This is a genomic window from Proteiniclasticum sediminis, from assembly GCF_018128025.1.
Classification (GTDB): domain Bacteria; phylum Bacillota; class Clostridia; order Clostridiales; family Clostridiaceae; genus Proteiniclasticum; species Proteiniclasticum sediminis.
In genome coordinates this window covers 291,196-315,282 of record NZ_JAGSCS010000002.1, presented here as the reverse complement: position 1 = coordinate 315,282, position 24,087 = coordinate 291,196, and the positions used below count along the sequence as shown (strand labels likewise).

The 24,087-nt window shown below is 56.0% G+C and carries 20 protein-coding genes; 7 read left to right on the top strand and 13 right to left on the bottom strand.

Annotated elements, in window-relative coordinates; translation table 11 throughout:
* Both KCG48_RS03060 and KCG48_RS03055 read left to right on the top strand, forming a co-directional pair.
* Positions 1 to 660, top strand: a 660-nt coding sequence (locus KCG48_RS03060; protein ID WP_456239170.1) for an IS1634 family transposase, incomplete at its 5' end; no start/stop codon positions are given.
* Between the two features lie 204 nt (positions 661 to 864).
* Positions 865 to 1,380: a GNAT family N-acetyltransferase gene (locus tag KCG48_RS03055; RefSeq protein ID WP_211799816.1), complete on the top strand. Its 516-nt coding sequence runs from the start codon at positions 865 to 867 to the stop codon at positions 1,378 to 1,380.
* Positions 1,381 to 1,428: 48 nt separating this feature from the next.
* Here KCG48_RS03055 and KCG48_RS03050 read toward each other — a convergent pair whose 3' ends face one another.
* The 3 genes from KCG48_RS03050 to KCG48_RS03040 all read right to left on the bottom strand — a co-directional run bounded on the left by KCG48_RS03050 (position 1,429) and on the right by KCG48_RS03040 (position 4,098).
* A complete protein-coding gene (locus KCG48_RS03050) occupies positions 1,429 to 2,376 on the bottom strand; it encodes a sugar kinase (protein WP_211799815.1) in 948 nt (315 codons plus the stop codon).
* A 290-nt stretch (positions 2,377 to 2,666) separates the two neighbouring features.
* On the bottom strand, positions 2,667 to 3,437 hold the full coding sequence (locus KCG48_RS03045; RefSeq protein ID WP_211799814.1) for an IclR family transcriptional regulator: 771 nt from the start codon (positions 3,435 to 3,437) through the stop codon (positions 2,667 to 2,669).
* On the bottom strand, positions 3,430 to 4,098 hold the full coding sequence (locus KCG48_RS03040; RefSeq protein WP_211799813.1) for an SGNH/GDSL hydrolase family protein: 669 nt from the start codon (positions 4,096 to 4,098) through the stop codon (positions 3,430 to 3,432). Before KCG48_RS03040 ends, KCG48_RS03045 begins: the two co-directional genes overlap by 8 nt.
* Before the next feature lie 233 nt (positions 4,099 to 4,331).
* On the opposite strand from KCG48_RS03040, the gene scfA reads away from it, so the two are divergent.
* The 3 genes from scfA (at position 4,332) to KCG48_RS03025 (ending at position 7,427) form a co-directional block, all read left to right on the top strand.
* The gene (gene scfA, locus KCG48_RS03035; protein ID WP_211799812.1) at positions 4,332 to 4,481 is read left to right on the top strand and encodes a six-cysteine ranthipeptide SCIFF; all 150 of its coding nucleotides are present in this window, start codon (positions 4,332 to 4,334) and stop codon (positions 4,479 to 4,481) included.
* A 100-nt stretch (positions 4,482 to 4,581) separates the two neighbouring features.
* Complete coding sequence (scfB, locus tag KCG48_RS03030; RefSeq protein WP_408004689.1) at positions 4,582 to 6,006, top strand: thioether cross-link-forming SCIFF peptide maturase; 1,425 nt, start codon at positions 4,582 to 4,584, stop codon at positions 6,004 to 6,006.
* Positions 6,006 to 7,427: an aminotransferase class I/II-fold pyridoxal phosphate-dependent enzyme gene (locus KCG48_RS03025; RefSeq protein ID WP_211799811.1), complete on the top strand. Its 1,422-nt coding sequence runs from the start codon at positions 6,006 to 6,008 to the stop codon at positions 7,425 to 7,427. The genes scfB and KCG48_RS03025 overlap by 1 nt, the downstream gene beginning before the upstream one ends.
* Before the next feature lie 48 nt (positions 7,428 to 7,475).
* Here the strand turns inward: KCG48_RS03025 and KCG48_RS03020 are convergent, their stop codons facing one another.
* On the bottom strand, positions 7,476 to 13,187 hold the full coding sequence (locus tag KCG48_RS03020; protein WP_211799810.1) for a DUF3320 domain-containing protein: 5,712 nt from the start codon (positions 13,185 to 13,187) through the stop codon (positions 7,476 to 7,478).
* 187 nt (positions 13,188 to 13,374) lie between these two features.
* On the opposite strand from KCG48_RS03020, the gene KCG48_RS03015 reads away from it, so the two are divergent.
* Together KCG48_RS03015 and KCG48_RS03010 are read left to right on the top strand one after the other, a co-directional pair.
* On the top strand, positions 13,375 to 14,328 hold the full coding sequence (locus KCG48_RS03015) for a DUF4349 domain-containing protein (RefSeq protein WP_211799809.1): 954 nt from the start codon (positions 13,375 to 13,377) through the stop codon (positions 14,326 to 14,328).
* Between the two features lie 280 nt (positions 14,329 to 14,608).
* Positions 14,609 to 16,261, top strand: coding sequence for a M20/M25/M40 family metallo-hydrolase (locus tag KCG48_RS03010; RefSeq protein ID WP_211799808.1), 1,653 nt, complete (start codon positions 14,609 to 14,611; stop codon positions 16,259 to 16,261).
* 69 nt (positions 16,262 to 16,330) lie between these two features.
* Here the strand turns inward: KCG48_RS03010 and accA are convergent, their stop codons facing one another.
* From accA to fabK, 9 genes are read right to left on the bottom strand one after another with little or no spacing between them, the layout of a single operon-like run.
* On the bottom strand, positions 16,331 to 17,134 hold the full coding sequence (gene accA, locus KCG48_RS03005; RefSeq protein ID WP_211799807.1) for a carboxyltransferase subunit alpha: 804 nt from the start codon (positions 17,132 to 17,134) through the stop codon (positions 16,331 to 16,333).
* Positions 17,131 to 17,997, bottom strand: coding sequence for an acetyl-CoA carboxylase, carboxyltransferase subunit beta (accD, locus tag KCG48_RS03000; RefSeq protein WP_211799806.1), 867 nt, complete (start codon positions 17,995 to 17,997; stop codon positions 17,131 to 17,133). The genes accA and accD overlap by 4 nt, the downstream gene beginning before the upstream one ends.
* A 6-nt stretch (positions 17,998 to 18,003) precedes the next feature.
* The gene (gene accC, locus KCG48_RS02995; protein WP_211799805.1) at positions 18,004 to 19,338 is read right to left on the bottom strand and encodes an acetyl-CoA carboxylase biotin carboxylase subunit; all 1,335 of its coding nucleotides are present in this window, start codon (positions 19,336 to 19,338) and stop codon (positions 18,004 to 18,006) included.
* Positions 19,339 to 19,353: 15 nt separating this feature from the next.
* Positions 19,354 to 19,782 carry a 3-hydroxyacyl-ACP dehydratase FabZ gene (fabZ, locus tag KCG48_RS02990; RefSeq protein WP_211799804.1) on the bottom strand — a complete coding sequence of 143 codons (429 nt, stop codon included), beginning with the start codon at positions 19,780 to 19,782 and terminating at the stop codon, positions 19,354 to 19,356.
* Position 19,783: 1 nt separating this feature from the next.
* Positions 19,784 to 20,245 carry an acetyl-CoA carboxylase biotin carboxyl carrier protein gene (locus KCG48_RS02985; protein ID WP_211799803.1) on the bottom strand — a complete coding sequence of 154 codons (462 nt, stop codon included), beginning with the start codon at positions 20,243 to 20,245 and terminating at the stop codon, positions 19,784 to 19,786.
* Complete coding sequence (gene fabF, locus KCG48_RS02980; protein ID WP_211799802.1) at positions 20,246 to 21,469, bottom strand: beta-ketoacyl-ACP synthase II; 1,224 nt, start codon at positions 21,467 to 21,469, stop codon at positions 20,246 to 20,248.
* 10 nt (positions 21,470 to 21,479) lie between these two features.
* On the bottom strand, positions 21,480 to 22,211 hold the full coding sequence (fabG, locus tag KCG48_RS02975) for a 3-oxoacyl-[acyl-carrier-protein] reductase (RefSeq protein WP_211799801.1): 732 nt from the start codon (positions 22,209 to 22,211) through the stop codon (positions 21,480 to 21,482).
* Positions 22,201 to 23,133: an ACP S-malonyltransferase gene (locus KCG48_RS02970; protein WP_211799800.1), complete on the bottom strand. Its 933-nt coding sequence runs from the start codon at positions 23,131 to 23,133 to the stop codon at positions 22,201 to 22,203. Before KCG48_RS02970 ends, fabG begins: the two co-directional genes overlap by 11 nt.
* Positions 23,134 to 23,153: 20 nt before the next feature.
* Positions 23,154 to 24,077, bottom strand: a complete 924-nt coding sequence (fabK, locus tag KCG48_RS02965) for an enoyl-[acyl-carrier-protein] reductase FabK (protein ID WP_211799799.1) — start codon at positions 24,075 to 24,077, stop codon at positions 23,154 to 23,156.
* Positions 24,078 to 24,087 lie beyond the last annotated feature (10 nt).

The window sequence follows — 24,087 nt, the reverse complement described above, 5'->3', positions numbered from 1 at the left end:
CTGAACAAGAAAGAAGTCACCGAAAAAGTGCTGGTGACGTGGAATCAAAAATATGATTTTCGGGAAAAAGTCCGCCGACAGAAATCCATCGAGTATGCAGAAAAACTGACCGCCAGCGAGCGATTCCGGCTGACCATGAAAAAAGGCGGCAAACGCTACTTGGAAGTCGAACAGCTGGATGAAGAGACCGGTGAAATCCGCAGGCTTACGCCGCATATTTCCATCGATGAAGAACAAATCGCCCTGGATGAACTCTATGATGGCTTCAACGTTCTGATCACCAGTGAGATTACGATGAGTGATGAGGAAATGTTGGCCAGCTATCGTTCCCTGAGCCGCATTGAAGACTGCTTCAAGGTGATGAAAACCACCTTTGATGCCCGACCGGTCTATGTTTGGACAAAGTCCCACATCCACGCACATTTTCTCATCTGTTTCATCGCCTTAACCGTAATGCGCGTGTTGGAACACCGGCTCCAGAGAGTGTTCAGTCCGGAAAAAATCCAAAATGCACTTCTCAGCGCGCAGTGCCGCCCCTTGGAGAAAGGCTATTGGGAAGTGTTTGGAAATGAGGACTTTTTGCAGATCAACCGCTTGCTGGGAAAAGATTGGACTCGTCAATATGTCCCGTTGGAAGTGCTCCGAACGTATGGGAAATAGTGTGTGTACAACATGCTCAAAACAAAAAAGAACAGCTGGAAGCCTTTATTTTCAAGGGTTCCAGCTGTTTCTCAATTTTTGAACTGTCAAAGTCGGGATTATAACAAAGATTGCCCAAGAAAAATGAAATTTTTCTGAAATGGATTACGCCGGATTTCATCTCCCGTATTATTTGTTATAATAACTCCTATCAACAAAAACAGGGTGATTAAAATTAAGCTGATCGGGATCAACGAACTGGATGAGACGTATTTTTTGGAATATTTACAGGCCTGGACTACTGTTGGCGAGTCTGTGGCCCCCTCTGCCTGCCTTTTGGAAGGCACGTTTACGGAGTGGAAAGCAAAGCAGGAGGACATTCTTCGCGCCAATTCCACCCCAGAAGGCATCGTCCGGGCAGAGACCCGTTTCCTCACGGAGGACAATGGCTATGTGCTGGGGGCGGTGAATCTGCGCTACGCCCTCACGGAGGATCTTCTTCGTTACGGCGGCCATCTCAGCTTCGGCGTCCGACCCGATGCCCGAAAAAAAGGATACGCCTTCATCATGCTGAAGCTTTCCTTCAATGTCCTTCGTGTCCACGGCATCACCCGTGCCCTGATCACCAGCCGCCGGGACAACAAGGCGGCCCGCAGCGTCATCAAGAAAATCGGCGGTCAGCTGGAAAACTCCTATGAGCAGGATGGGGACGTCATTGACCGCTACTGGATCAGTTTATAATACAAAAGGAGCCCGAGGGCTCCTTTTTCATGGCTTCAAAATTTACGATTATCGGTCGATGCTGTCGCGAAGGCCCATGAAGGCTTCCACCTGCTCTTTGTAGGGGAATCCCTCCATATCGCCCTTCACCAGAGTGGCCATGGCGCCCACGGCGTTGGCCCGCTTTCCGCAGTCCACCAGGTCGAGATGTTCCAGATATCCGGAGAGGAAGCCCGCTGCATAGCCGTCGCCTGCCCCCACCGTATCCACGGGATTTTCCACGGTGTAGCCGTCCACATAGGTGCCTACGCCGTCTCCGGAAACAAAGCAGCCGCTCTTGCCCAGCTTCAGGGCGACGATTTTCACCCCCATCTCATGGAAGATCCGCGCCACTTCCTCCGGTTCATCGGTGCCTAAAAGAATCTCCGCCTCGTCTTTTCCGGGGAAAAGAATATCGGTCAGGGAGACCATTTCCAGAATGACCCGGCGGGCCTCCTCCTTGCTCCAGAGCTTCAGGCGGATGTTGGGATCAAAGGAAATGAGGACGCCCGCCTTCTTGGCTTCCTTCACCGCCGTGAATACCGCTTCCCGGCACTCCTCGGAAAGCGCTAAAGAGATTCCGGTGACATGGAGAATCTTTGTATTTTTAATATAGTCCAGATCCAGATCCTCCGCTGACAAATGGCTGGCGGCAGAACCCTTGCGGTAGTAGTACACGTTGGGGTTCACCGTGGAGAAGCGCTCCTTGAAGAGAATGCCTGTGGTACGGGTTTCATCGGTCATGACTCGGGATACGTCCACATCTTCGCCCATGATGGTGGACTTGATGTAGCGGCCGAACTCATCCTTGCCAAGCTTGGAGAACCAGCCCACCCGATGGCCAAGACGGGCCAGGGCGATGGCCACGTTGGACTCCGCACCGCCGATGGACTTGGTGAAGGTCCCTACATATCGCAAGGGTCCCTGGGTTTCCGGATTAAAGAGCACCATGGTTTCGCCAAAGGTCACAACTTCCATTTTTATTACCTCACTATCCTTTTTTGATCCGTCCTGCACAAACTTCCTTCCCCGGGTCCTTCATCGAACCGAAAAAGCCTGCAGAACAGACAGTCACTGCCTTGTTTCTCTCCTCTCTTGGCTTGGCTGGGGAAATCCAATGGCCAGGAGGGATCCCATAGAAAGATCTTTTCCTATTGCAGTTCCACAATGTGGAACCATGTTCCAAAATCGAATACTCTTCTATTTTACGGCAGATTGAGAACCGTTTCAAGGGGGCGTGAAAGATTTCAAAAAAGATGCCCAAAGGCCTAGCGGGAATGCCCGGAATAGCCCATTTCTTGACTGATTTCCCGGGTGATCTTCTGCACTTCCCCCCCGATGGTCTCCAGTACCTTTGGCGTCATGCGCTGGGCGGGACCCGAAACGCTGATGGCGGCCACCGCTTTTCCCGTATAGTCCCGAATGGCGGCGCCTACACATTTCACTCCCAGCTCATTTTCTTCCCGATCCAGGGCATAGCCATCCTGGCGAATCCTCTCCAGCTCGCGGAGAAAGGCCGGAAAGTCCACAATGGTTTGAGGCGTCTGGGCGATGACTTCCGTGCGGTTCCAGTAGGATGCCACCTCCTCCTGGGGAGAAAGGGCCAGAAGGGCTTTTCCCACCGAGGTGGCATAGAGCACGCCTTTCCTACCAATGGTGGAGTACATGCGGATGGTGTTTTCCGATTCCACTTTATCCACATACACCAGTTCATCTCCTTCCCGGATCACCAGGTGCACCGCTTCCCCGGAAATGTCCCGGAGTTTTTCCAGGTAGGGTCTGGCCACTTGGAGAACCTCCCGCTTTTCCACCACCCGGGATCCCAGGACAAATAGCTTCATGGTGAGGCTGTACTTCCCCGTGGGCTCCAGCTGCTTCGTCATGCCGTTTTCCTGCAACGTCATGAGAAGCCGGTGGACGGTGCTTTTCGTCAGCCCCGTGCGGTGGCTGATCTCCAGAAGGCCCAGTCCGTCAGGGTTTTCCGAGAGAAGCTCCAGGATCCGGAAAGCCCGGTCAATGGATTGTACGGTATCACTCAAGGGTCTTTCCTCCCTTCGTCAGGCCTAAAATCTCCCGGACAGCCTCCTCCATGGTCCGGGCCATATCGGCATGGCCCTTTTCATCCAGATGCATGTTGTCGGCCTTGCCCATGGCAACAGTTTTTCCAGATTCCAGGAAAGAAAACCCGTTCATCCGGGCATAGGGCTCCAGCCTGGCGGGCAGATTCAGCGTCTTTTCCCGGGCTCCGGCCCCCAGGGTCATGAGTGTAGGCGTGGATTCATAACCGGGCAAAATTGGCGGAGGGGTCACCAGAAGAACTGCAGGATCGCTGCCCTTGGGGCCTGCTGCGGAATTTTTGCTCTTCATGGCCAACCGAAGAATACTCAGGGCCATATGCTCCTCATTGAGGGAAAACCGGGCTTTACAGTCATTGGTCCCCAGCATGATGATGACCAGATCCAACGGTTTATGGCTCTGAAGACAGGGCATGAAATAGTCCAGCCCCTTGAGCCCCTCCTTCAGGGGATCCTCACAGACGGCGGTCCGGCCGTTGAGCCCTTCCTCAATGACCACCACATCCTCGCCGAGAGCTGCCTGAAGCCGCCCGGTCCAGCGAAGGGTGCGGGGAAAGCGGTCCCCCGACTGGGCGTCAAAGCCCCAAGTATTGGAATCACCAAAGCACAATATCCTTTTTTCCACGATTTCTCCTCCTGCATCTGTCTTTCCGTCTTTACCGAAAATGGGTTCTTTTGTCCCTTTCATCATAGTACAAGGGCTAGATTTCAACAAGAAGCCCTCGAAAAAGTAAAGGGCGAAAATTCCCGGTTCCCCCAAACCCAGTACGCAAATCTTTAAATTTTCGAAGAAAACCTCACTATATCCCCCTACTCATGTTATAATATTATCGCTAATAATTAGAGGAGGTTTTCATCATGACAAAGCACATCAAGACCCTAACGAAGAGCACTCTAAAGAAAAGCGCTGCCAAGGGTGGCTGCGGCGAATGCCAGACATCCTGTCAGTCAGCCTGCAAAACTTCATGTACTGTAGCCAATCAGGAATGTGAAAATGCTGACAGATAACTAATCAGCGCGGTAAAGGGAATGATGACAATCACTCCCTTTTCTTTTCTGATGATTTCCAAAAATTTTAGCGACATTTACCCCAAAGGAGGAAAAAACGTTGATTCATAAATATATGCTGAACGGGATCCGCATAGCCATGGACATTAATGGCGGTTCCGTCCATGTCATCGATGAGGTGACCTTTGACCTTTTAGACCACTATGACGAATACCGGAAGGGCAATCTGGATGAGGCAGAGCTCTATCTGCGCCTTCCCCAGCACAGCCTGGAGGAGCTCAAGGCTTCCCTGGAGGAAGTCAACACTTTAGTGGCCGAGGGACTCCTCTATACTGAGGACACCTATCAGGACCTGGAGGTCTTCAAGAACCGCAAGCCGGTGGTGAAGGCTCTTTGCCTCAACATCGCCCATGACTGCAACCTGAAGTGCAAGTACTGCTTCGCCTCCCAGGGCGACTTTGGCGGCGCCAAAGCCCTCATGTCCCTGGAAGTGGGCAAGAAATCCCTGGAGTATCTGGCGCTAAACAGCGGAAGCCGCAAGAACCTCGAAGTGGACTTCTTTGGCGGCGAGCCCCTCATGAACTTTGACGTGGTGAAGGCCCTGGTCCTTTACGGGGATGAGCTGGGGGCCAAGTACAACAAGAATTTCCGCTTCACCATCACCACCAATGGCGTTCTTTTGGACGACAAGAAGATTGACTTCATCAACGAGCATATGCATAATGCGGTCCTTTCTCTGGACGGCCGCAAAAAGGTCAATGACGACATGCGCCTCACCCTTTTGGATGGTGGAAGCTATGATGTCATCGTTCCGAAATTCAAGAAACTGGTGGAACGCCGCGGCAACAAGAGCTACCACCTGCGGGGAACCTTCACCCGGAACGCCCTGGATTTCTCCGAGGACGTGAAGCACTTTAAAGATCTGGGCTTTGTCCATACCTCCATGGAACCCGTGGTCTCCGCCGACGAGAACCCCTATGCCATCAAGGAAGAGGATCTTCCCCAGATCCTGGCCGAGTACGAAAAGCTGGCCGTGGAATATGCCGACATGAAGGTCAACGGCGATCCCTTCACCTTCTTCCACTTCATGGTGGATCTCTCCCAGGGTCCCTGCGTCATCAAGCGCATCACAGGCTGCGGCGCCGGCACGGAGTATCTGTGCATCACGCCGGAAGGCGACATCTACCCCTGCCATCAGTTTGTGGGCAATGACGCCTACAAGATGGGCAACATCCTCACTGAAAATCTGACCCTGCCGGAAGAGATGCGGGCCACCTTCCGAGATGCCCACATCTATACCAAGGAGGACTGCAAGACCTGCTTCTCCAAATTCTACTGTTCCGGCGGCTGTCATGCCAACGCCCTGAACTTTAACGGGGATATCCATAAGCCCTACAAGCTCGGATGCGAGATGCAGCGCAAACGGCTGGAGTGCTCCATCATGATTGAAGCTAAGCGCATGCTGGCGGCCGCGGAAGCGGAAGAACAGGAAAGCGCCCAGGACGAGAAGGTTCTCTTCCTGTGATGCCCTGGAACCGAGTCCCCCTCATTGGGGGACTCGAATGCTATACCGAAGAAAATAACCGGCGATTCCATATGCCGGGCCATCGGAACGAAGAGGCTCTCCCAGAGCTTCGCTTCCTTCGGGAGCGGCTCTATGCCTATGATGTGACGGAGGTCCCCGGCACGGATAATCTGCATCATGCCGAAGGAATCCTGAAAGAATCGGAAGTTCTCCTGACGAAAGCCCTGGGCGCTGGAGAAAGCCACTACTGCGTCAACGGCAGCACGGCGGTGAACTATGCCATGATCCACGGCCTCTTTCAGCCGGGGGATGTGGTTCTCGTCCAGCGAAACTGTCACCAGAGCGTCTACAACGCCCTGGCCATGGCCAGGCTTACGCCCCAGTACCTCCTGCCGGAGGTGGATCCCACCTTTCTTCTCCCCACGGGTGTTTCGCCTAAAACCGTCATCCAGGCTTATGCCGAGCACCCCGAAGCCAAGGGAGTGATCCTCACCTCCCCTTCCTACTACGGCACCGTGACGGATCTTCAGGCCATTTCCGCCTTTGTCCGGGAACAGGGCATGCTTCTTCTGGTGGATGAAGCCCACGGCGCCCATTTCCCCTTCTCGCCTCTTCTGCCGAAAAGCGCCATGGCCCAGGGAGCCCATGCCTCTGCCGTGAGCTTCCATAAAACCCTCCCCTGCCTCACCCAGGGGGCGGTGCTGAACTTAAGCGCAGATCTCTCGCCCCTTCAGCGGGAACGGGTCCGGCACTGGCTCCGGATCTTCCAGACCACCAGCCCTTCCTACACCCTCCTGGCCTCCATGGAGATGGCCCGCCACCTCATGGAGACCCAGGGGGAAGCACGAATCGAAGCCCTGATCCTTCGACTGGACGCCCTAAAGGCGGCCCTTCGGGAAGTCCCGGGTCTACAGGTCATGGACGGAAAAGCCCTGGATCCCACGCGCCTCATCCTTCGCACGCCTTTTCACGGTGCACAGGTGGATGCCTGGCTGCGCCGGGTCCACCACATCCAGGCGGAGATGAGTGAAGGCCAGAATCTGGTGTTTCTCCTCAGTGCCTTCGATGCCCCGGAAAGCTGGGATGCCCTGGAAGCTGCGCTGAAAAGCCTTCCTTCCGCTGCCGAGGAGTTTTCGCTCCTCGCAGAAACCTCTCCTTTGGTGCTGACGCTTCCTTTGCGGGTCCTTCCCGAAGAAGAGGTCCTGTTTCTTCCCGCAGAGGAAGTTCCCTTTTCCCAGGCAGAAGGCCGCATCTGTGCGGAGCGGATCATTCCCTATCCCCCCGGAGTACCCTTAATCCTTCCCGGCGAGGAGATCAGCGGGGAGATTCTTACCCGTCTCCAGACCCTCCTTTCCTCCGGACATCCGCTAAACCGCACCAAATCTGCCCAAAGCGGCCATCTCTATGTGGTCACAAAATAACGGTTCATGCACGCAAAAGCGCCAGGGTCAAAGCCCTGACGCTTTTTTCTATTCGCTGATGTAGTTTCCGGAATCCTCCCGGCGGCACCCTGGGGGCACCTGGTCCTGTAGCACCGCCTTCACCTTGCTCACCATGTCCTCCTGGCGGCGGCTGTAGCCAAAGAGCTTGCCCACCTCTTCCCAGAGACTCTCCTCCGGGAGAGAAACTTGACGGCGGATGACGTCTTCGGCGGCCAAAAGGATTTCTTCCGGTGGAAGATCCTCAGGATCCCGGCGGCACTCCGGCGTGGGGGTTCGGTAAAATGAGACCTCTTCTTCCCCGCGGTAGACAAAGAGCTGACCATAGCTTTCCCGGATGGGGTACCCCAGTTCACTGAGGAACCCGTCCACCACCTGGCGGCTCTTTTCCCCCCAGCGCACCCCAAAGGCCTTGAGGATTTTTCGGGTGAGGAGCGAGGCACTGATGGGAGCTTCCCCTTCAATGACGGCCATGAGGGCATCCTTAATGAGCCGAGTATTCTTAGGCATCCTAAACTCCTCCGCACTGAGGGAAGGCACCTGGAGCTGAACCTCGAGATAACGGCTTCCGGCGGTGTCCGATGGCAGGACTTCTGCTGGGGCCACCGTCCCCGGATAAGAGGCAAAGACCGGCACCGAGGCTCCCGAGCTTGAAGCTCCCTCCCCTTCTTTTGCCGATAATTTTGCGAGAATCCGATCCACTTCCCGGGCTTTGTTCTCCACCCAGTCCATGGGATACACATGGATGAGACTCCACCCCAGGCCGCTGAGCATGCTTTCCTGAAGGATGTTCCGGTCCCGGGCGCTGCGGGCGTCTTTATAGGAATCCCCCTGGCAGAGGATCCCCAGGGAGAACCGGCTGGGATCGTTCTCGTCCACGATGCCCAGATCCACCTTATAGCGGGAGGCGCCGATGCCTGTCACCACCTTCAGCCCCTTGGCTTCCAGTTCCCGGGCGATGGCATGGCTTAAAGTTTCTTTTCCGTTGATGGCCACGTCCTCCAGGGCCACCGCCTGGGTTCCCCGCTGGGCGAACTCCAGGAAGCGCTTCAGATCATGGACACCCTGGGCACTGGTCTTGGCGGTGTCGATCATTTCCGGACGGATGCTGGTGAAGATCTTCATCTCTTTTTTCGATCGGGTGATGGCCACATTGAGGCGCTTCCAGCCGTTTTCCCGATTTAAGGGGCCAAAGTTCAGGGAGAGCTTGCCGTCGGCATCGGGGCCATAACCGGTGCTGAAGAGAATGACATCCCGCTCATCCCCCTGGACATTTTCCAGATTCTTCACGAAGACTGGTTCCTCCATGGTGAGGATCTTTTCCTCCATGTCCGGTCGATCCTTCAGAGCTTCCTGCAGCAGGTCTTCAATGAGATCCTTCTGGGCCATGCTGAAGGTCACGACGCCCAGGGAATCCTTCTCCCGGCGTGGATCCGTGAGGCGGCCCATGATCTCCTCCACCACGGCTTTGGCTTCCACGGGGTTGGAGCGGGTGCCGCCCCGACCATAGGTGGCTTCCACAAAGGTTAGCGACACCTGGGAGGCCAGCTCCCGAGGTGAAGGATAGGTATAGAGCTTGTTTTCATAGTAAGCCCGGTTGCTGAAGGCAATGAGGCTCTCATGGCGGCTGCGGTAGTGCCAGAGGAGCGAGGTCTCCGGCAGGGAGAGGGCCAGGGCATCCTCCAGGATGTTGTCCAGATCCTCCAGAATCTCCTCTTCTCCCCCATTCTGGGTGCTGAAGAAGGTGGTGGGGGGCAACTGTTTGGGATCGCCCACAATGACGACTTCCTTGCCCCGGGCCATGGCGCCCACGCTTTCCGCCGTGGGCATCTGGGAGGCTTCGTCAAAGATGACGAGATCGAAGAGCGCCCGGTCCGTACGCAGATACTGGGCCACGGACAAGGGACTCATGAGCATGCAGGGGGTGATTCGCGGCAGCAGATTGGGCAGCCGGTCAAAGAGCGCCCGCAGCGTGGTGCCCCGTCCGCCGCTTCGAATGGCGCGCTGAAGAATCCCCACCTCCGAGGAGCTGCTGGCTTCCTTCTGCAGGTCCGGCACCTTCGATGCCAGGGTGGAACGGATCTCCTTCATGGCCAGTTCCTCATAGCGGCGGTGGACCTCCTTGAAATAGGTGATCTGGTCCTCCACCTGGCGGCCGGTGACATGGGAAAGGAGGGGTTCCTGCTGAAGAATAACTTGGAAAGCCTGGAGGGCCAGGGTCTTTTTCACCCGAAGCTCCGCTTCTTCCCCCAGGAATTTTCCCGCTTCAAAGTCGGTGATGAGCTCCTCAACCTTTTTGTCGCTGCACTTTGCCTTAAGGGCATTGTAGTTGGTCCACTCCCGAAGAGCCTCCAGGTTCTTCCCGTAGGTTTCCAGCCGGTCGGAAAGCCTGCGGGGCCAGTTTCCTTCCAGTTCTGGGAGGTCCCCAAGACTCCAGGCAAACTGATCCGAAAATGTGGGATACACCGCGAAGAAACGGTCATAGGCCTGGAGGAATCCGGTGATCTGGGCCTTGTCCTGAAGAAGGGTCCAGAAGGGTTCTTCTCCCGTGAACCCCAGGAGGGTCTTCACCTCCAGGGTCTCCTGGAGGTCACGAAGGAGTGCGGTGCCCTCCTGAAGATTGTCTGGGGATAGTAGGGGCTGGGTTTGAAGAAGCGCCTCAACCCCTTCCTTCAGGTTCTGGAGCTTCAATAGGGCATCAAAGAGCGCCAGAGCTTTGGAGGTGTCCAGAGGCCCCTGAAGGCTTAGAGCGGACAGCGGATGAAGCACCTTTCGCCGGGCCAGGGTCTTCAGCACCGGCAGCTTGGTTTCCGCGGTCTGGAGCTCCTGGCGGAGTGTTGGGGGATTCAGGTTCAGAACCTGGGGACGGTAGCTTTCAAGAAGCCCCGTCTCCAGACCTTTACGCTGAGCCTCGAGGTTTAGGGCCTGAGTCAGAACATCCAGAAGCTCCGGAGATAAGCTTTGCATCAGTTCTGCATTGGGCCTGGCGGCGGAAATTTTGACGAGCTTTCCCAAGGCTTCCAGGGTCTTTTGGGTTTCCAGCACCGGCAGCTTTTGTTCTTCCATCTGCTCCAGGGATGTGGCCAGGGCATCGGCCAGGGGTTTCAGCTGTTTTAGCGCCTCCTCCATCTCCCCTTTTAGGGTATAACTGTACTGGGCGAGGTTCATCCCCTTTAAGGGGGCATCGGCATATTCTCCCGTTTCCCGGGTAATGGAGGCCAGCTCTCGCCCCAGAAGCTGGAGCTCTTCCCAGCCTTCCGAAGAGAGGGTGTCCAGGGAAAGCTCACGGAAGAGCGTTCCGGCTTCCTGGTCCTTTAAGGACTCCAGAAGTCCGATGAGGCTGTATGCCGAATGACCAAAGGAATAGGTCTTGTAGAGGGCCGCCACCTGGGCATTGAGCCCTGTGCGGATCTCCCGGACCTTTCGGGCTTCTTCGGCAAAGGGAATGCCGTTTTCCCGGGTCACATGGATGGTTTCCTCCAGCTTTTTCAAAATGGCGGTTTTCTTGCTCTTATTGGAATGGACTTCCAGGGAGAAGTGGCCCAGGCCCAGATTCTCCAGACGGCGCTGCACCACGGAAAGGGCAGCCATTTTTTCCGCCACAAAGAGAACTCGTTTCCCCTGATAGAGGGCATTGGCAATGATGGTGGTGATGGTTTGGGATTTCCCCGTTCCCGGGGGACCATGGAGAACAAAGGACTTTCCTTTCACCGCCGCCTCTACGGCTTGGAGCTGGCTGGCGTCGGTGCTCACGGGAAGAAGGATTTCCGCCGGATCGATGGTCTCATCCAGGAGGCGATCTTCCGGATCCAGAGCCTGGGCTTCAAAGGTCAGCTTGCCCTCCAGCAGGGAGGAAATCACCGGGTGCTTGGCCAGGTCGTCCCCATGGTTTTTCAAATCATTCCAAAGGATAAACTTGGAGAAGGAAAAGATGCCTAGATTTACGGCATCGAGAACATCCCAGCGCTTTTGCCCCAGGACGGCCTGCCGCATGATGCTGAACACCTGGAGCACATCGACCCCCTGGTCGTCCAGGGGCACGGGATCCAGACCCTGGACGGTGATGCTGTATTCCTGCTTCAGCTTTTCCAAAAGGGTGACATTGATGAGGGTTTCCTCATCCCTTCCTCGGACCATATAGATGCTCCGGCCCACCTTCTTCACCAGCTCCACGGGAACCATGAGAATGGGCGCATAGCGGGGTTTCTCGCTGCGGGGAGTCTCGTACCACTTGAGAAGCCCGAGAGCCAGGAAGAGGCTGTTGGCGCCGGATTCCTCTAAAGAAAGCTTGGCTTCCCGGGAAAGTTTGGTGAGCCGTCGGCTGAGCTCTTCCTCGGTGAGGGTGGTCCGAAGCTTCTGCTGGGTGAACTCCCCTGCGAGAAGCGGAGCAAACTGCTGCAAGGTTTCCTGGGCGTCCAGGGCCCCCCTGACCCCAGGCTGTTCCTTGGCTTCGGGTATGGCGGGAAGAAGCTGGAACTCCTTGCCCTCATCGAGCAGGTCCTCCAGTTCTTTGGCTGAGGGCACCAGAAGCTCCACCCCTTTTTTCCCTGGCGTGTGATTTAGAAGGTTATTGCGAAGACTAAGATCCAGGAGCTTGCGCTCCCATTGGGTCTTTTTGCCGGATTTTTCCCCCGGGATGGCTTCCGGAAGCCTGACGGCCTGTTCCAGCGCCGGCAGGGTGAGGATCCGCTCCTCCCGATTTCGCTGGGGGGCTTCCACAAAGACACCCCCCTGTTCCAGGCGCTGGGGCAGCGGCCGGATGCCACCCACCCTTGCCCGGTGAATGTCCACCGCCAAGAGAAACTCTTTTTCGGCAAGCAAATGCGCGGCGCCATGGGCTTGGGCCTCCCCAAAGGAAACGCTGAGGCCGGTGCGCACATCGGTGGTCTCCAGAAGACCTATGAGCTCCACCCCTGCGGCCGTGCGCTTGGTCAGGGCAGCCAAATCCGTTTCCACGGCATCGGCGAAGAACTGCTCTTCCTGCCAAAAGCCCAGGAAGGCATGGCCTTGAACCAGGATCACCAGGGGGTGAAGGGAGATGGCTTCCAGGCAGGAGGCAAAGAGCAGGGTCCAGTCCAGGCAGGTGCCCAGGGCTTTCTCCAGCACTTCATCCGCCAGACGGATCCGCTGTCCCGACTCCAGGAAGGAAGCCGGAGGGCCCACATAGGTGAGAAAGCGGTTCTGGATGGCCGTATAGAGGGCCAGGACCTGCTCCCGGACCCGGTTGATGTCCCGGGACTGATAGCCTTCGAAGGAAGGATCCTTTCCGGAAGCCTGGAGAATCTCTGAAGCCTCCACAATGAGCTTGTCGATGGCGGGATGATTGGGGGTGACAAAGGCTGCCAGAAGTTCCGGCATGACCTCGTAGCCTGGCCATCCGTTATAAGCCAGGACCAGGACGGGATAGCGCTCAGTTTGAAGGAGCTCCTCCCCTTTCCAAATCTCTACAGTAATATCCAGGGTCATATTTTCCGTGAGGGAAAAGAGATGTTCTCCCCGGGGACGAACATCCAGCTGTCCCAGATCCACCACCATTTTGGGCGGCAGCACGGGCAGATCCAGTGTCAGGGACGGACAAAAATCCTCCTGAAAGCGAAGTACCGCCCTCAGATTTCGAAGCTCTTCCTCCCCCAGATTCTCCACCGTGGCATTTCGCAAAAAGGGAATCCCATTTTCCGCCATGGCATAATTCAAGGTTTTGAGATAATTCAGTGTGACTGTCAGCAACTTTTTCTCTTCCATGTGAACCTCCCCATGAACTCTTATCCTCATTCTAATGCAATTTCAAAATATTTAGTAGATTTTTCCCTCGTATTCTGTAAATTCGCAATCAATTTGTCATTCCTTTTCCCCCTTCCCCCGCTACACTAAAACTAGAAGAGGGCACCGTTAAAGACGGCATCGACCCGATTCCAAGGAGGAACATGTCATGCGTACCAAAAAGAAAATCTTCATCGGAAGTGGGGCCCTGCTTCTTGTCATGTTCATTGGGGTCTTCATCTTCACCGTGCTGGGGGGAAGCCTGGGACTGCGAGGGATTACCACAGACAAAACCGGCAACGAGTCGGTGGCTCCTGGAGCCCCCACAGAAGTCCCGGACAAGGATTACGGCGAACAGGATGGAAAAGGCGGAATCGCTGGCGACAAGGTCATCGGCACCTACACCCTGAACTTTGAAACCCTGGAGTTTTCCAAGTCCATTGCCTATGTGGATGCCCTGGTTCTCAAGTACAAAGGGTATGTGGAATATTCGGAGATCTACAACATGCCTACCCAGGCGGGAAAAATTTTCAAGTATGCCCGCTATACCCTGCGGATCCCCAAAGAGCAGGTCATGGCCTTCAACACGGAGTTTAAGCTGAACAGCCATCTCACCTCGGAGAATTCCAATGTGCAGAATGTCACCAAGTACTACAATGACACCACGGCTCGCCTGAACACCCTGGAAACCCAGCTGGCTCGCCTCAATGAGCTCTATGGAAAAGCGGAGCTTATCCAGGACATCATCAGCATCGAGTCCCGCATCAATGAGATCATGTATCAGATTGAATCCCTGAAGGGCGAACTGCAGTATCTGGACGAGCGCATCAACTACAGCACCGTCAGCGTGTACATCCAGGAAGTGGCCAAGCTCACCACCGGTGAAAGTGTCCAGGCTTCCTTCGGAGAACGTTTGAATAAGGCCCTGAAAGACTCCATCGCCTACTTCCAGGAAGCCATGATCAACTTCGTCATTCTCCTCATCTACGTGATTCCCTTCATCGTCGTCTTGGGCATCCTGGGTTATGGTGTGGCGAAGGTCGTCAAGGTTACCCGTAAGAAACTCCCGCAAGGTTCCGGAAAAGACTCGGCTGAACTTCCCAGCGATTCCAAAAAATCCTGACCCAGCCTGGATTTGAGTATGGCACTTGCTAGAAATGCCGGGCTGAATCCTCACCTGAGGCTTCAGCCCCGGAAAACATGAAACTAAAATAATCCCTGACATGAAAAGGGAGAGGCTTCCGGTTGGTTCCGGCAAGACTCTCCCTTCTCTATTTTTAGGAATTGTCCTGCTCCACGACATTACAGGATGATCCTGAGTCTTCCCCTCTTCCTCATCGTAGAAGAATAAGTGGTATCTTCCTCCCGAATCCACTAAAATAGAAGAAAACGAAAAGGCAGGAATGATGATGAACACAAATCCCCAGCGAATAATCGACCGCACCCTGGAACTGGTATCGATCCCCAGTGTGGTGGGCACTGCGGCAGAACGTCATGTTCCGGAAGCGATTAAAGAAATGCTTTCCGCCCTTCCCTATTTCCAGGCTCATCCGGAGAACCTCCATCTGGTGGAAACGGGGGATGACCTGGGTCGGGTATCGCTTCTGGCCTTTGTTCGAGGTCAAAAAGACAGGAATCCCCGCACGGCCATCCTCATCGGCCACACGGATACCGTGGGCATTTCCGATTACGGCGATTTTCAGGATTTGGCCACCAAACCCCAGGAGCTCGCCCAGCGTCTTTTACAGGAAGTCCTCCCCCCGAAAGCTGAGGCAGATCTTCGCTCTGGGGACTATCTCTTCGGCCGAGGGGTCCTGGACATGAAGTCCGGCGTGGCCATGGTCATGGAAGTCCTGGACCTTCTGTCCCAAGATCCGGCATCCCTCTCCGGCAACCTTTGTGCCGCCTTTGTCTGCGATGAAGAAGGCAACTCCTCCGGGATGCTTTCCTGTGTACCCGCCCTGGTTGCCCTAAAAGATAAGGAAAATCTTCAGTATGTCTTCGCCCTGGACACGGACTACACCTCGGAACGTACCCTGGAGGATCCTCACCGGTATCTCTATGCCGGGACCATCGGAAAGCTCATGCCCAGCTTCTTTATTGTGGGAAAAGAGACCCACGTGGGGGATCCCTTCGGGGGACTGGATGCCAATGAGCTGGCAGCAAAGCTTGTTCTCGACATCAACCTTAATCCCGAGCTTTCGGACTTTGCCGACAGGGAGCTCACGGTTCCCCCCGTGACCCTTCGGCTCCAGGACCTGAAACCCGAGTACAGCGTCCAGACCAACCGGGAAACTCACCTCTACTTTAACTATGCCACCCATGACAGCACCCCGGCTGAGGTGCTCACAAAGCTCAAAACCCTAGCCGAAAGCTCTTTTTCTTCTATCCTCGCCAAGCTCCAAAGCTCCTATGACCAGTTCACCCGGCGAATGAACCTGCCCCAGAAGACCCTCCCCTGGAAAGCCCGGGTCCTGACCTACGAGGAAGTCTTCCGGCAAACGCAGAAAAAGCATCCCGACCTCGGGGCGATACTGGAATCCTATGCCCTGGAACTGGCGAAGGATTCCACCCAGGATGAGCGGGAGAAATCCCTGGCCCTGGTCCGAAGGCTTCATTCCCTCTGGGGAGACAAGGACCCGGTCATCCTCCTCTACTTCTCCCCTCCCTATTATCCCCATATCGCCGTCAAAGGAACTACGGCGGAGGAGCGCCGCCTTCTCCGCGCCCTGGAGGAGATCGTCAAGAAAAGCGAGGAGCCAAATCTCGCCCTTCGCAAGTTCTACCCCTACATCTCCGATCTCAGCTATTTTGCCCTGCCGGAGGATGCGGCGGTGGAGGCCCTGAAACAGAATCTTCCGGGCTTTGGGGTCACCTACACCCTTCCCTTGGACGACATTAAAAAACTTGACCTTCCTGTGACAAACATCGGCCCCTACGGCTACGATGCCCACAAGTACACGGAACGGATCGAAGTGGATTATTCCTTCCACAAGGTTCCTTCCATGGTGCTGGATACCGTGCTGGCCATGCTGAAAAACGAAGAAAACGAATAACGCAAAAATGATCAGGCATGCTCCTAAGGCGCACCCTGATCATTTTTTTGCGTTTCAAAATCTGGATCCTTATTGATCCGCTTCCCAGCGGACCTTCCCGAATTTTCGGAAGCGGTCATACCGCTTTTCCAAAAGCTCTTCGGGGGATTTGTCCTTCACGCTGTCCAGGAACCGGTCCAAGGTGCTGCGAATTTCCTCCAGCACCTGATCAAAGTTCTCCTGGATATCGCCATGTTCGCTGATGATCCCTTCGATGATCCCCAGTTCCTTCAGATCCCCGGCGGTGATCTTCATGATCTCGCTGGCTTCCTTGGCAAACTTGGGGCTCTTGTAGAGGATGGAAGAAAACCCTTCCGGCGAGAGGATGGAGTAGATGGCATTCTCCAGCATGTGGACTTCGTCCCCGGCCGCCAGGGCCAAGGCACCGCCGCTTCCCCCCTCTCCTGTGATGAAGGAGATCATGGGGGTCTTCAGTCCCGCAGACTCAAAGAGGCACCTTGCAATGGCTTCGCCCTGGCCCCGCTCCTCCGCTTCCACGGCGCAGCCGGCTCCCTTGGTATCCACGAGAAGGATCACCGGACGCTTAAACTTCTCCGCCTGGGCCATGAGCCGCAGGGCTTTTCGATAGCCTTCGGGATTGGGGCTTCCAAAATTTCGCCGGATATTCTCCTCAATGTCTTTTCCCCGGCTGATGGCGATGACCGTCACGGGCTTTCCTTGGTAAAACCCGAGGCCACCAATGACCGCGCCGTCTTCGCCATAAAGGCGATCGCCCTTCAGCTCCGTGAAGTCCTCCACCAGCTTTTCGATGAAGTCCAGGGGCAAGGGCCGATTCTTGTCTCGGGCTTTCACCACCCGATCCCAGGCCCTCATGAGCGATACCCATGGAGGCGAAGGAGACGGTTCAATGTGCTTTTCATCTCTTCCCTCCTCACCACGGCATCAAGGAAGCCGTGCTTTAGCAGAAACTCCGCCGTCTGAAAATCCTCGGGAAGTTTCGTGTTGATGGTGCCTTCAATGACCCGCCGTCCGGCAAAGCCGATGAGGGTTCCCGGCTCCGCCAGGATAATATCCCCCAGCATCGCAAACGAAGCCGTGACACCTCCAGTGGTGGGGTCTGTGGGTACGCTGATGTAGAGATTCCCGTGATCCGAAAACCGCTTCAGGGCTGCGGACACCTTGGCCATCTGCATGAGGGATACAATGCCCTCCTGCATGCGGGCTCCGCCGGAAGCGGAGAAAATGATGAGGGGCAGATGGTAGAAGTCCGCAAACTCCACCAAAGACGCCAGCTTTTCCCCAATGGCCGAGCCCATGCTTCCCATGATAAACCCCGGCTCCATGGCGGCTAGGGCCACCTTGACCCCGCCCACACGGCCGTAGCCCGTGATGACCCCTTCCTTGATTCCCGTACTCTCCTGCACTGCAGCGATTTTCTCGTCATAGTTGGGGAAATCCAGGGGATTGGTTCCCACGATGTTGCCGTTGATCTCCCGGAAAGTCGCCTCATCGGTGACACTGCCTAGGCGGTCCTTGGCACAGAGACGCGAGTAGGCTCCGCACTTGGGGCAAATGCCCCAGTTCTTCTTCAGCTCTTCCTGGAGGATGATCTTCTCACAGACCCGGCACTTGTGCCAAAGCCCTTCGGGAATGGTGGGTTTCAGCACGGGGGGCACCGTTGGAGCCCCTTGGGGCTCCAAGGTAAAGTAGTTTCGTTTCTTTTTCCAAATGGCCATGGGCAATTACCCCCTCATGTGGTCCAGGGTCAGGGTATGATAGTCACCATCCCTAAAGAAATCACTGCTGATGATTTCCTCCTGATATTCCTGATTGGTCTTGATGCCCTGAATGGTCAGTTCATAGAGGGCGCTCTTCATCTTGCTGATGGCTTCCGCCCGGTCCTTGCCGTGGACGATGATCTTGGCCACCATGGAATCATAGAAGGGCACAATATCCGCTCCGCTGTAGCAGGCGCTGTCCACCCGGATTCCATTGCCTGAAGGAAAGTGCAGGAAACTGATGTTTCCTGGGGATGGGGCAAAGTTGTTTGCCGGATCCTCCGCATTGATGCGGCATTCCAGGGCGTGACCCCGAAGTTCCAGAGGCTTGTCCTTCATGGAGAGCTCCTGGCCCAGGGCGATGAGGATCTGTTCCTTGACGAGATCCACACCCGTGACCATTTCCGTCACGGGATGCTCCACCTGAATTCGGGTGTTCATCTCCATGAAGTAGAAGCTACCGTCGGAAACCAGAAGGAACTCCACGGTGCCGGCCCCCAGATAGTCGGAGGCATCGGCGCATTTCACGGCCGCTTCGCCCATGCGCTGACGAAGATCTGCTGGAAGGGTTGGGGAAGGTGATTCCTCCACCACTTTCTGCTTTCTGCGCTGGAGAGAGCAGTCCCTCTCCCCCAGGTGCACGGCATTGCCAAACTCATCCCGAAGGATCTGGAACTCAATATGACGGGGATTCTTCAGGTATTTCTCCAGGTAAACCCCATCGGAGCCAAAGTTTGCCAGGGCCTCATTCTTGGAGGCCGTGAAGGCGCCTTTCAGTTCCTCTTCCCGCTCCACAATGCGGATGCCCTTGCCGCCTCCACCGGAGGAAGCCTTGACGAGGAGCGGATAACCGATGGTTCGGGCAATCCGGAGAGCTTCCTCTTCCGTGGCCACTTCGCCGTCGGAACCGGGAACCACGGGAATCCCCGCTTTCTTCGCGATCTCCTTGGCCATGACCTTGTCCCCCATGAGCTCCATGGTCCTTTCGTGGGGTCCGATGAAGCCGATGTTGCACTCCCGGCAGAGCCGGCGGAACAGGGGGCTTTCCGAGAGGAATCCGTATCCCGGATGGATGTAGTTCACCTGGGCCAGCACCGCCACGGAGAGGATATTCTCCATGTTCAGGTAGCTGTCCCGGGAAAAGCTTTTGCCGATGCAGTATGCCTCATCTGCCAGCTTCACGTGGAGGGCATCCTTGTCCGCCATGGAATACACCGCCACCGTTCCGATATTCAGTTCATGGGCGGCCCTCAGGACGCGCAGGGCAATTTCGCCCCGATTGGCAATGAGTATCTTCATCTTGTTCCTCCTTGATTACCCCAGCATGAAGAGAAGCTCCGCCTCGCAGACCACTTGTCCGTCCACATAGGCTTTTCCCGTTCCCTTGCCAAAGCTGGCTCTCATTTTGTCGATGGTCACTTCCAGAATCAGGGTGTCCCCCGGGACCACCTGTCTTCGGAATTTTACGTTGTTCATCCCGCCAAAGAGCGGGGTTTTGCCGGCATTGCCTTCCATGGTGAGAATGCCATAGGCCCCGGTCTGGGCCATGGCTTCCACGATGAGAACGCCGGGCATCACCGGATACTCCGGATAGTGTCCCTTAAAGAACTCTTCGTTGTAGGTGACGTTTTTCAGGGCTTTGCAGCGCTTCCCCGACTCCACTTCCAGAATCCGGTCGATGAGGAGAAAGGGCGGACGATGGGGAAGCACCTTCATGATTTCATTGATGTCGAGATGTTCCATGTTACGCCTCCTCCAGCAAAAAGAGCACTTTCCCGAAATCGGTCATGTCCTTGTCTTCCAGGCAGACTTTGCGGATGATGCCATCCACGGGGCTCTTCACTTCATTCATGATCTTCATGGCTTCCAGGATGCAGAGGATGTCCCCTTTCTTCACAGACTGGCCCATCTTTACAAAGGGAGCGTCATTTTCCGAAGGGCGGCTGTAGAAGGTGCCCACTAAAGGTGAGGTCACCTCATAGAGATTCTCCGCCAGGGGTGCTGCCCCAGGGGCTGCTTCCTTCACGGGTACAGGAGCTTCCTCCCGTCTTTCCCGGAGGACGCGTACGGGGGCTTCTGCCTCCACCTGGAGTTCTCCGCCCTTGCGGGAGGCCTGGAACTCATCACCCTTCAGCTTAACCTGCAGGGAAGTGAGGTCCGAGGATTCAAACTTCTCCAGAAGGAGAAGGATATCGTTAAGTTCCATTTACTGTCCCTCCCATTTCTTAAAGACCAGGCAGGCATTGTGTCCGCCAAAGCCCAGCGAGTTGGAAAGAGCATAGCGGATTTCCATATCCACGCTTTCCCCGGTGATAATGTTGGCTTCCACTTCCGGATCGATGGTCTTGGTGTGGATGGTGGGGGGAATGAAGCTGTCCTTCATGGCCAGGACCGACGCCACGGACTCCACGGCCCCGGCGGCGCCCAGGAGGTGTCCGGTCATGGACTTGGTGGAGCTGACGGCCACTTCTTTGCCGAATAGCTCCACGATGGCCTTGGACTCCAGGCGGTCATTCATGGGAGTACTGGTGCCATGGGCATTGATGTAGCCGATGGCCTCGGGGGCAATGCCCGCCTCGGTCAAGGCTCGTTTCATGGCCATGAGCGCACCCTTGGCTTCCGGATGGGGGGCGGTGATGTGGTGCGCATCGGAGGTGGAGCCATAGCCCACCACTTCCGCATAGATCTTGGCCCCACGGGCCAGAGCGCCGTCCAGGCTCTCCAGAATGAGCACGCCGGCTCCTTCGCCCAGAATAAAGCCTGCCCGTTCGGCATCAAAGGGAATGGAGGCTTTTTCCACATCAGCCGTTTCATTGAGGGCTTTCATGTTGCTGAATCCCGCAATGGCCATGGGGGTCACAGCGCCTTCGGTGCCGCCCACGATGGCAGCCTTGGCATACCCATGCTTGATGGAACGGAATCCTTCGCCGATGGAATGGGTGCCCGAGGCACAGGCGCTCACGGGAGCAAAGGAAGAACCCATGGCCTCATGACGGATGGAAATCTCTCCTGCCGCCATGTTCAGGATGTTCATGGGGATAAAGAAAGGAGACACGCGTCCCGGACCTTTCTCCAGATACTTGGCCACATTCTCTTCCATGGTGGAGAGACCGCCGATGCCGGAGGTGATGAGCACATCGATATCAAAGGGATCATAGGCGCCGGTGAGTTTTGCATCCTTCACGGCTTCATCGGCGGCCATGACAGCCAGCTGGGTGAAGCGGTCCATGCGTCGGGCTTCTTTTTTCCCGATGACCTCTGCCGGATCCACATTCTTCACCTCCGCCGCCAGGGAAGCCTTGAAGCCTTCCACGGGGAACTGGGTGATGGGGCCAACGCCGCAGCGTCCTTCTTTGAGCCCTTGGGTGAACTCTTCCACGTTGTTTCCGATGGGGGTTACGACCCCCATGCCGGTAATTACTACTCTCATTTCGTTCCTCCTACATGCTCATGCCGCCGTCCACGGCGATGATCTGACCTGTGATATAGCGGCTTCCCTCACTGGCGAGGAATAGCGCCAACTGGGCGATGTCCTGGGTCTTGCCCAAGGTGCCCATGGGGATATCCTGAAGGATTCTCTCCTTCACCTTGTCGCTGAGGACGTCGGTCATCTCCGTCTCGATGAATCCGGGAGCAATGGCGTTACAGGTAATGCTGCGCTTCGCCAGTTCCTTGGCCACGGATTTGGTCAGTCCGATGATCCCCGCTTTGGACGCGGCATAGTTCACCTGACCGGCGTTGCCCCGAAGGCCCACCACGGAGGAGATGTTGATGATGCTTCCCTGGCGCTTCTTCATCATGACGGCGCTGGCCGCCTTGGTCATGTTAAAGGTACCCAGTAGATTCACATCCAGAACCTGGGAGAAATCTTCCGCCTTCATGCGAAGCATGAGATTGTCCTTGGTGATGCCCGCATTGTTCACGAGTACATCCAGGGAACCGAAGGTTTCCACAGCGGCGTCCACCAGATGCTGGGCATCTTCCGGCTTGGACACATCGCCCTTGACCACGAGATAGGAGGCACCCATTTCTTCCAGCTGGGCCACCAGATCCTGGGGTTCGCGGGAAGTGTAGTTCACCACCACATTGTACCCATTCCGGGCAAAAAGCAGTGCGCAGCCGGCGCCAATGCCCCGGGAGCTTCCAGTGATGAGGCAGGTTTTATTGCTCATGTTGTTTCTCCTTTATAATCGTCATGGTTTTTTCAAAATCCTCCACGGTGTTCACCACCAGGACTTCGCCTAGTATCTTGTTCTGCTTCAGAATGGATGCCAGAGCCTTTCCCGGACCCAGAAGAAGATGAAGATCCCCTTCCTTTGCCTCCAGTTTCTCCAGACAAAGATCCAGCCGTACGGGGGAGTAAATGTGCTGGGTGAGGATGGAAGCCATGTCATCGCCTACCTGGTAGAAGTCTCCCTTGAGGTTGGAGAGGACCGGAACCTTAGGCATCATTACGGGGACCTTTTGAACCGCTTCCTGGAAGCGTTCTCCCGCAGAGGTCATGAGGGCCGTATGGAAGGCCCCGGAGACTTGAAGGTAGGTTACCTTCTTGGCGCCTGCGGCTTTCATGCTTTCCTCGAAGATTTCTTTAGCAAAAAGGGCTCCGCCCACCACGGTCTGATTGGGGGCATTGTAATTGGAAATCCAGATTCCTTCTTTTCCCGCCAAGGCTTCCTCCACCTTTTCCCGGTCGAGGAAGGATACGGCCGCGAGGAATCCCGGATTTTCCTGGGAAGCCTTCTGCATGGCATCGGAGCGCACCTTAAGGAGGGCCACGGTGTCTTCAAAGTTCAGGGCCCCCGCCAGGGTTAGCGCCCCATACTCCCCCAGACTCAGGCCCAGGGTATGGGAGAAGGAAAGTCCTTCATCCTGAAGAAGTGAGGCGATCCCATAGCTCATGGTAAAAATCGCCAGCTGGGCATGGCTGGTTTCCTGCAGTTTTTCCGCATCCTCCACCACGCTCTTCAGGTCGAGTTTCGCCGCGGCGGATGCCGCATCCACAATCTCCCGGTAACGGGGATAAAGGGCGTAGAAATCCAGCCCCATCCCTACAAACTGGGCTCCCTGTCCGGGAAATAGGATATTGATCTTCATGGTCTTCGCCGTCTCCTTCCTTATGCTTTCTGTATGTACTGGGAACCTTCAATGAGGCTGTCCAGAAGTTCCTTGCAGGTGCCGCGCTTCTTTACCATGCCGGCAATCTGGCCGGACATGAAGGACCCGCGGTCCAGATCGCCCACAATGACGCTCTGATAGAGGGCACCCTTGCCCAGTTCCTCGTATTCATCGAGGGCTGCGCCGCGCTTCTCCAGCTCTTCGAACTTGCGGGAGAGCTTGTTGCGCAGAACCTGTACCGGATGACCCGTGGGTCTTCCCGTGACGGTGGTGTCGATGTCGGAAGCTTCCAGCACCATGGTTTTGTAGTTTTCATGGGCTTTGCATTCCTCCGCGGGAATGAAGTAGGTGCCCAGCTGGACGCCTTCCGCCCCCAGGATGAAGGCCGCGTCCACGCCCCGGTGATCGGCGATGCCGCCGGCTCCGATGACGGGAATGCTCACGGCGTCGCTGACCTGGGGCCAGAGGACCATGGAGGTGAGCTTGCCGATATGACCGCCGGCTTCATTGCCTTCGGCAATGATGGCATCGGCGCCCAGTTTTTCCATTTTCTTGGCCAGGGCCACGGAAGGAACCACGGGGATCACCTTGATGCCTGCCTCATGGAAGGCCTGGATGTAGCGGCCGGGGTTTCCGGCACCGGTGGTGACACAGGCCACCTTCTCTTCCAGGACCACCTGGATGACTTCTTCTTTGAAGGGCGACAGGAGCATGATGTTCACCCCAAAGGGTTTATCTGTGAGCTCCTTGGCCTTGCGAATCTCTTCCCGAACGATGTCCCCCGGGGCATTGCCCCCGGCGATGATGCCCAGGCCGCCGGCGTTGGACACGGCAGCGGCTAACTTACCGTCGGCCAGCCAGGCCATGGCGCCTTGGAATACGGGATACTGAATGCCGAGTAATTCACATACTCTGTTTTTCATGTTCCACCAA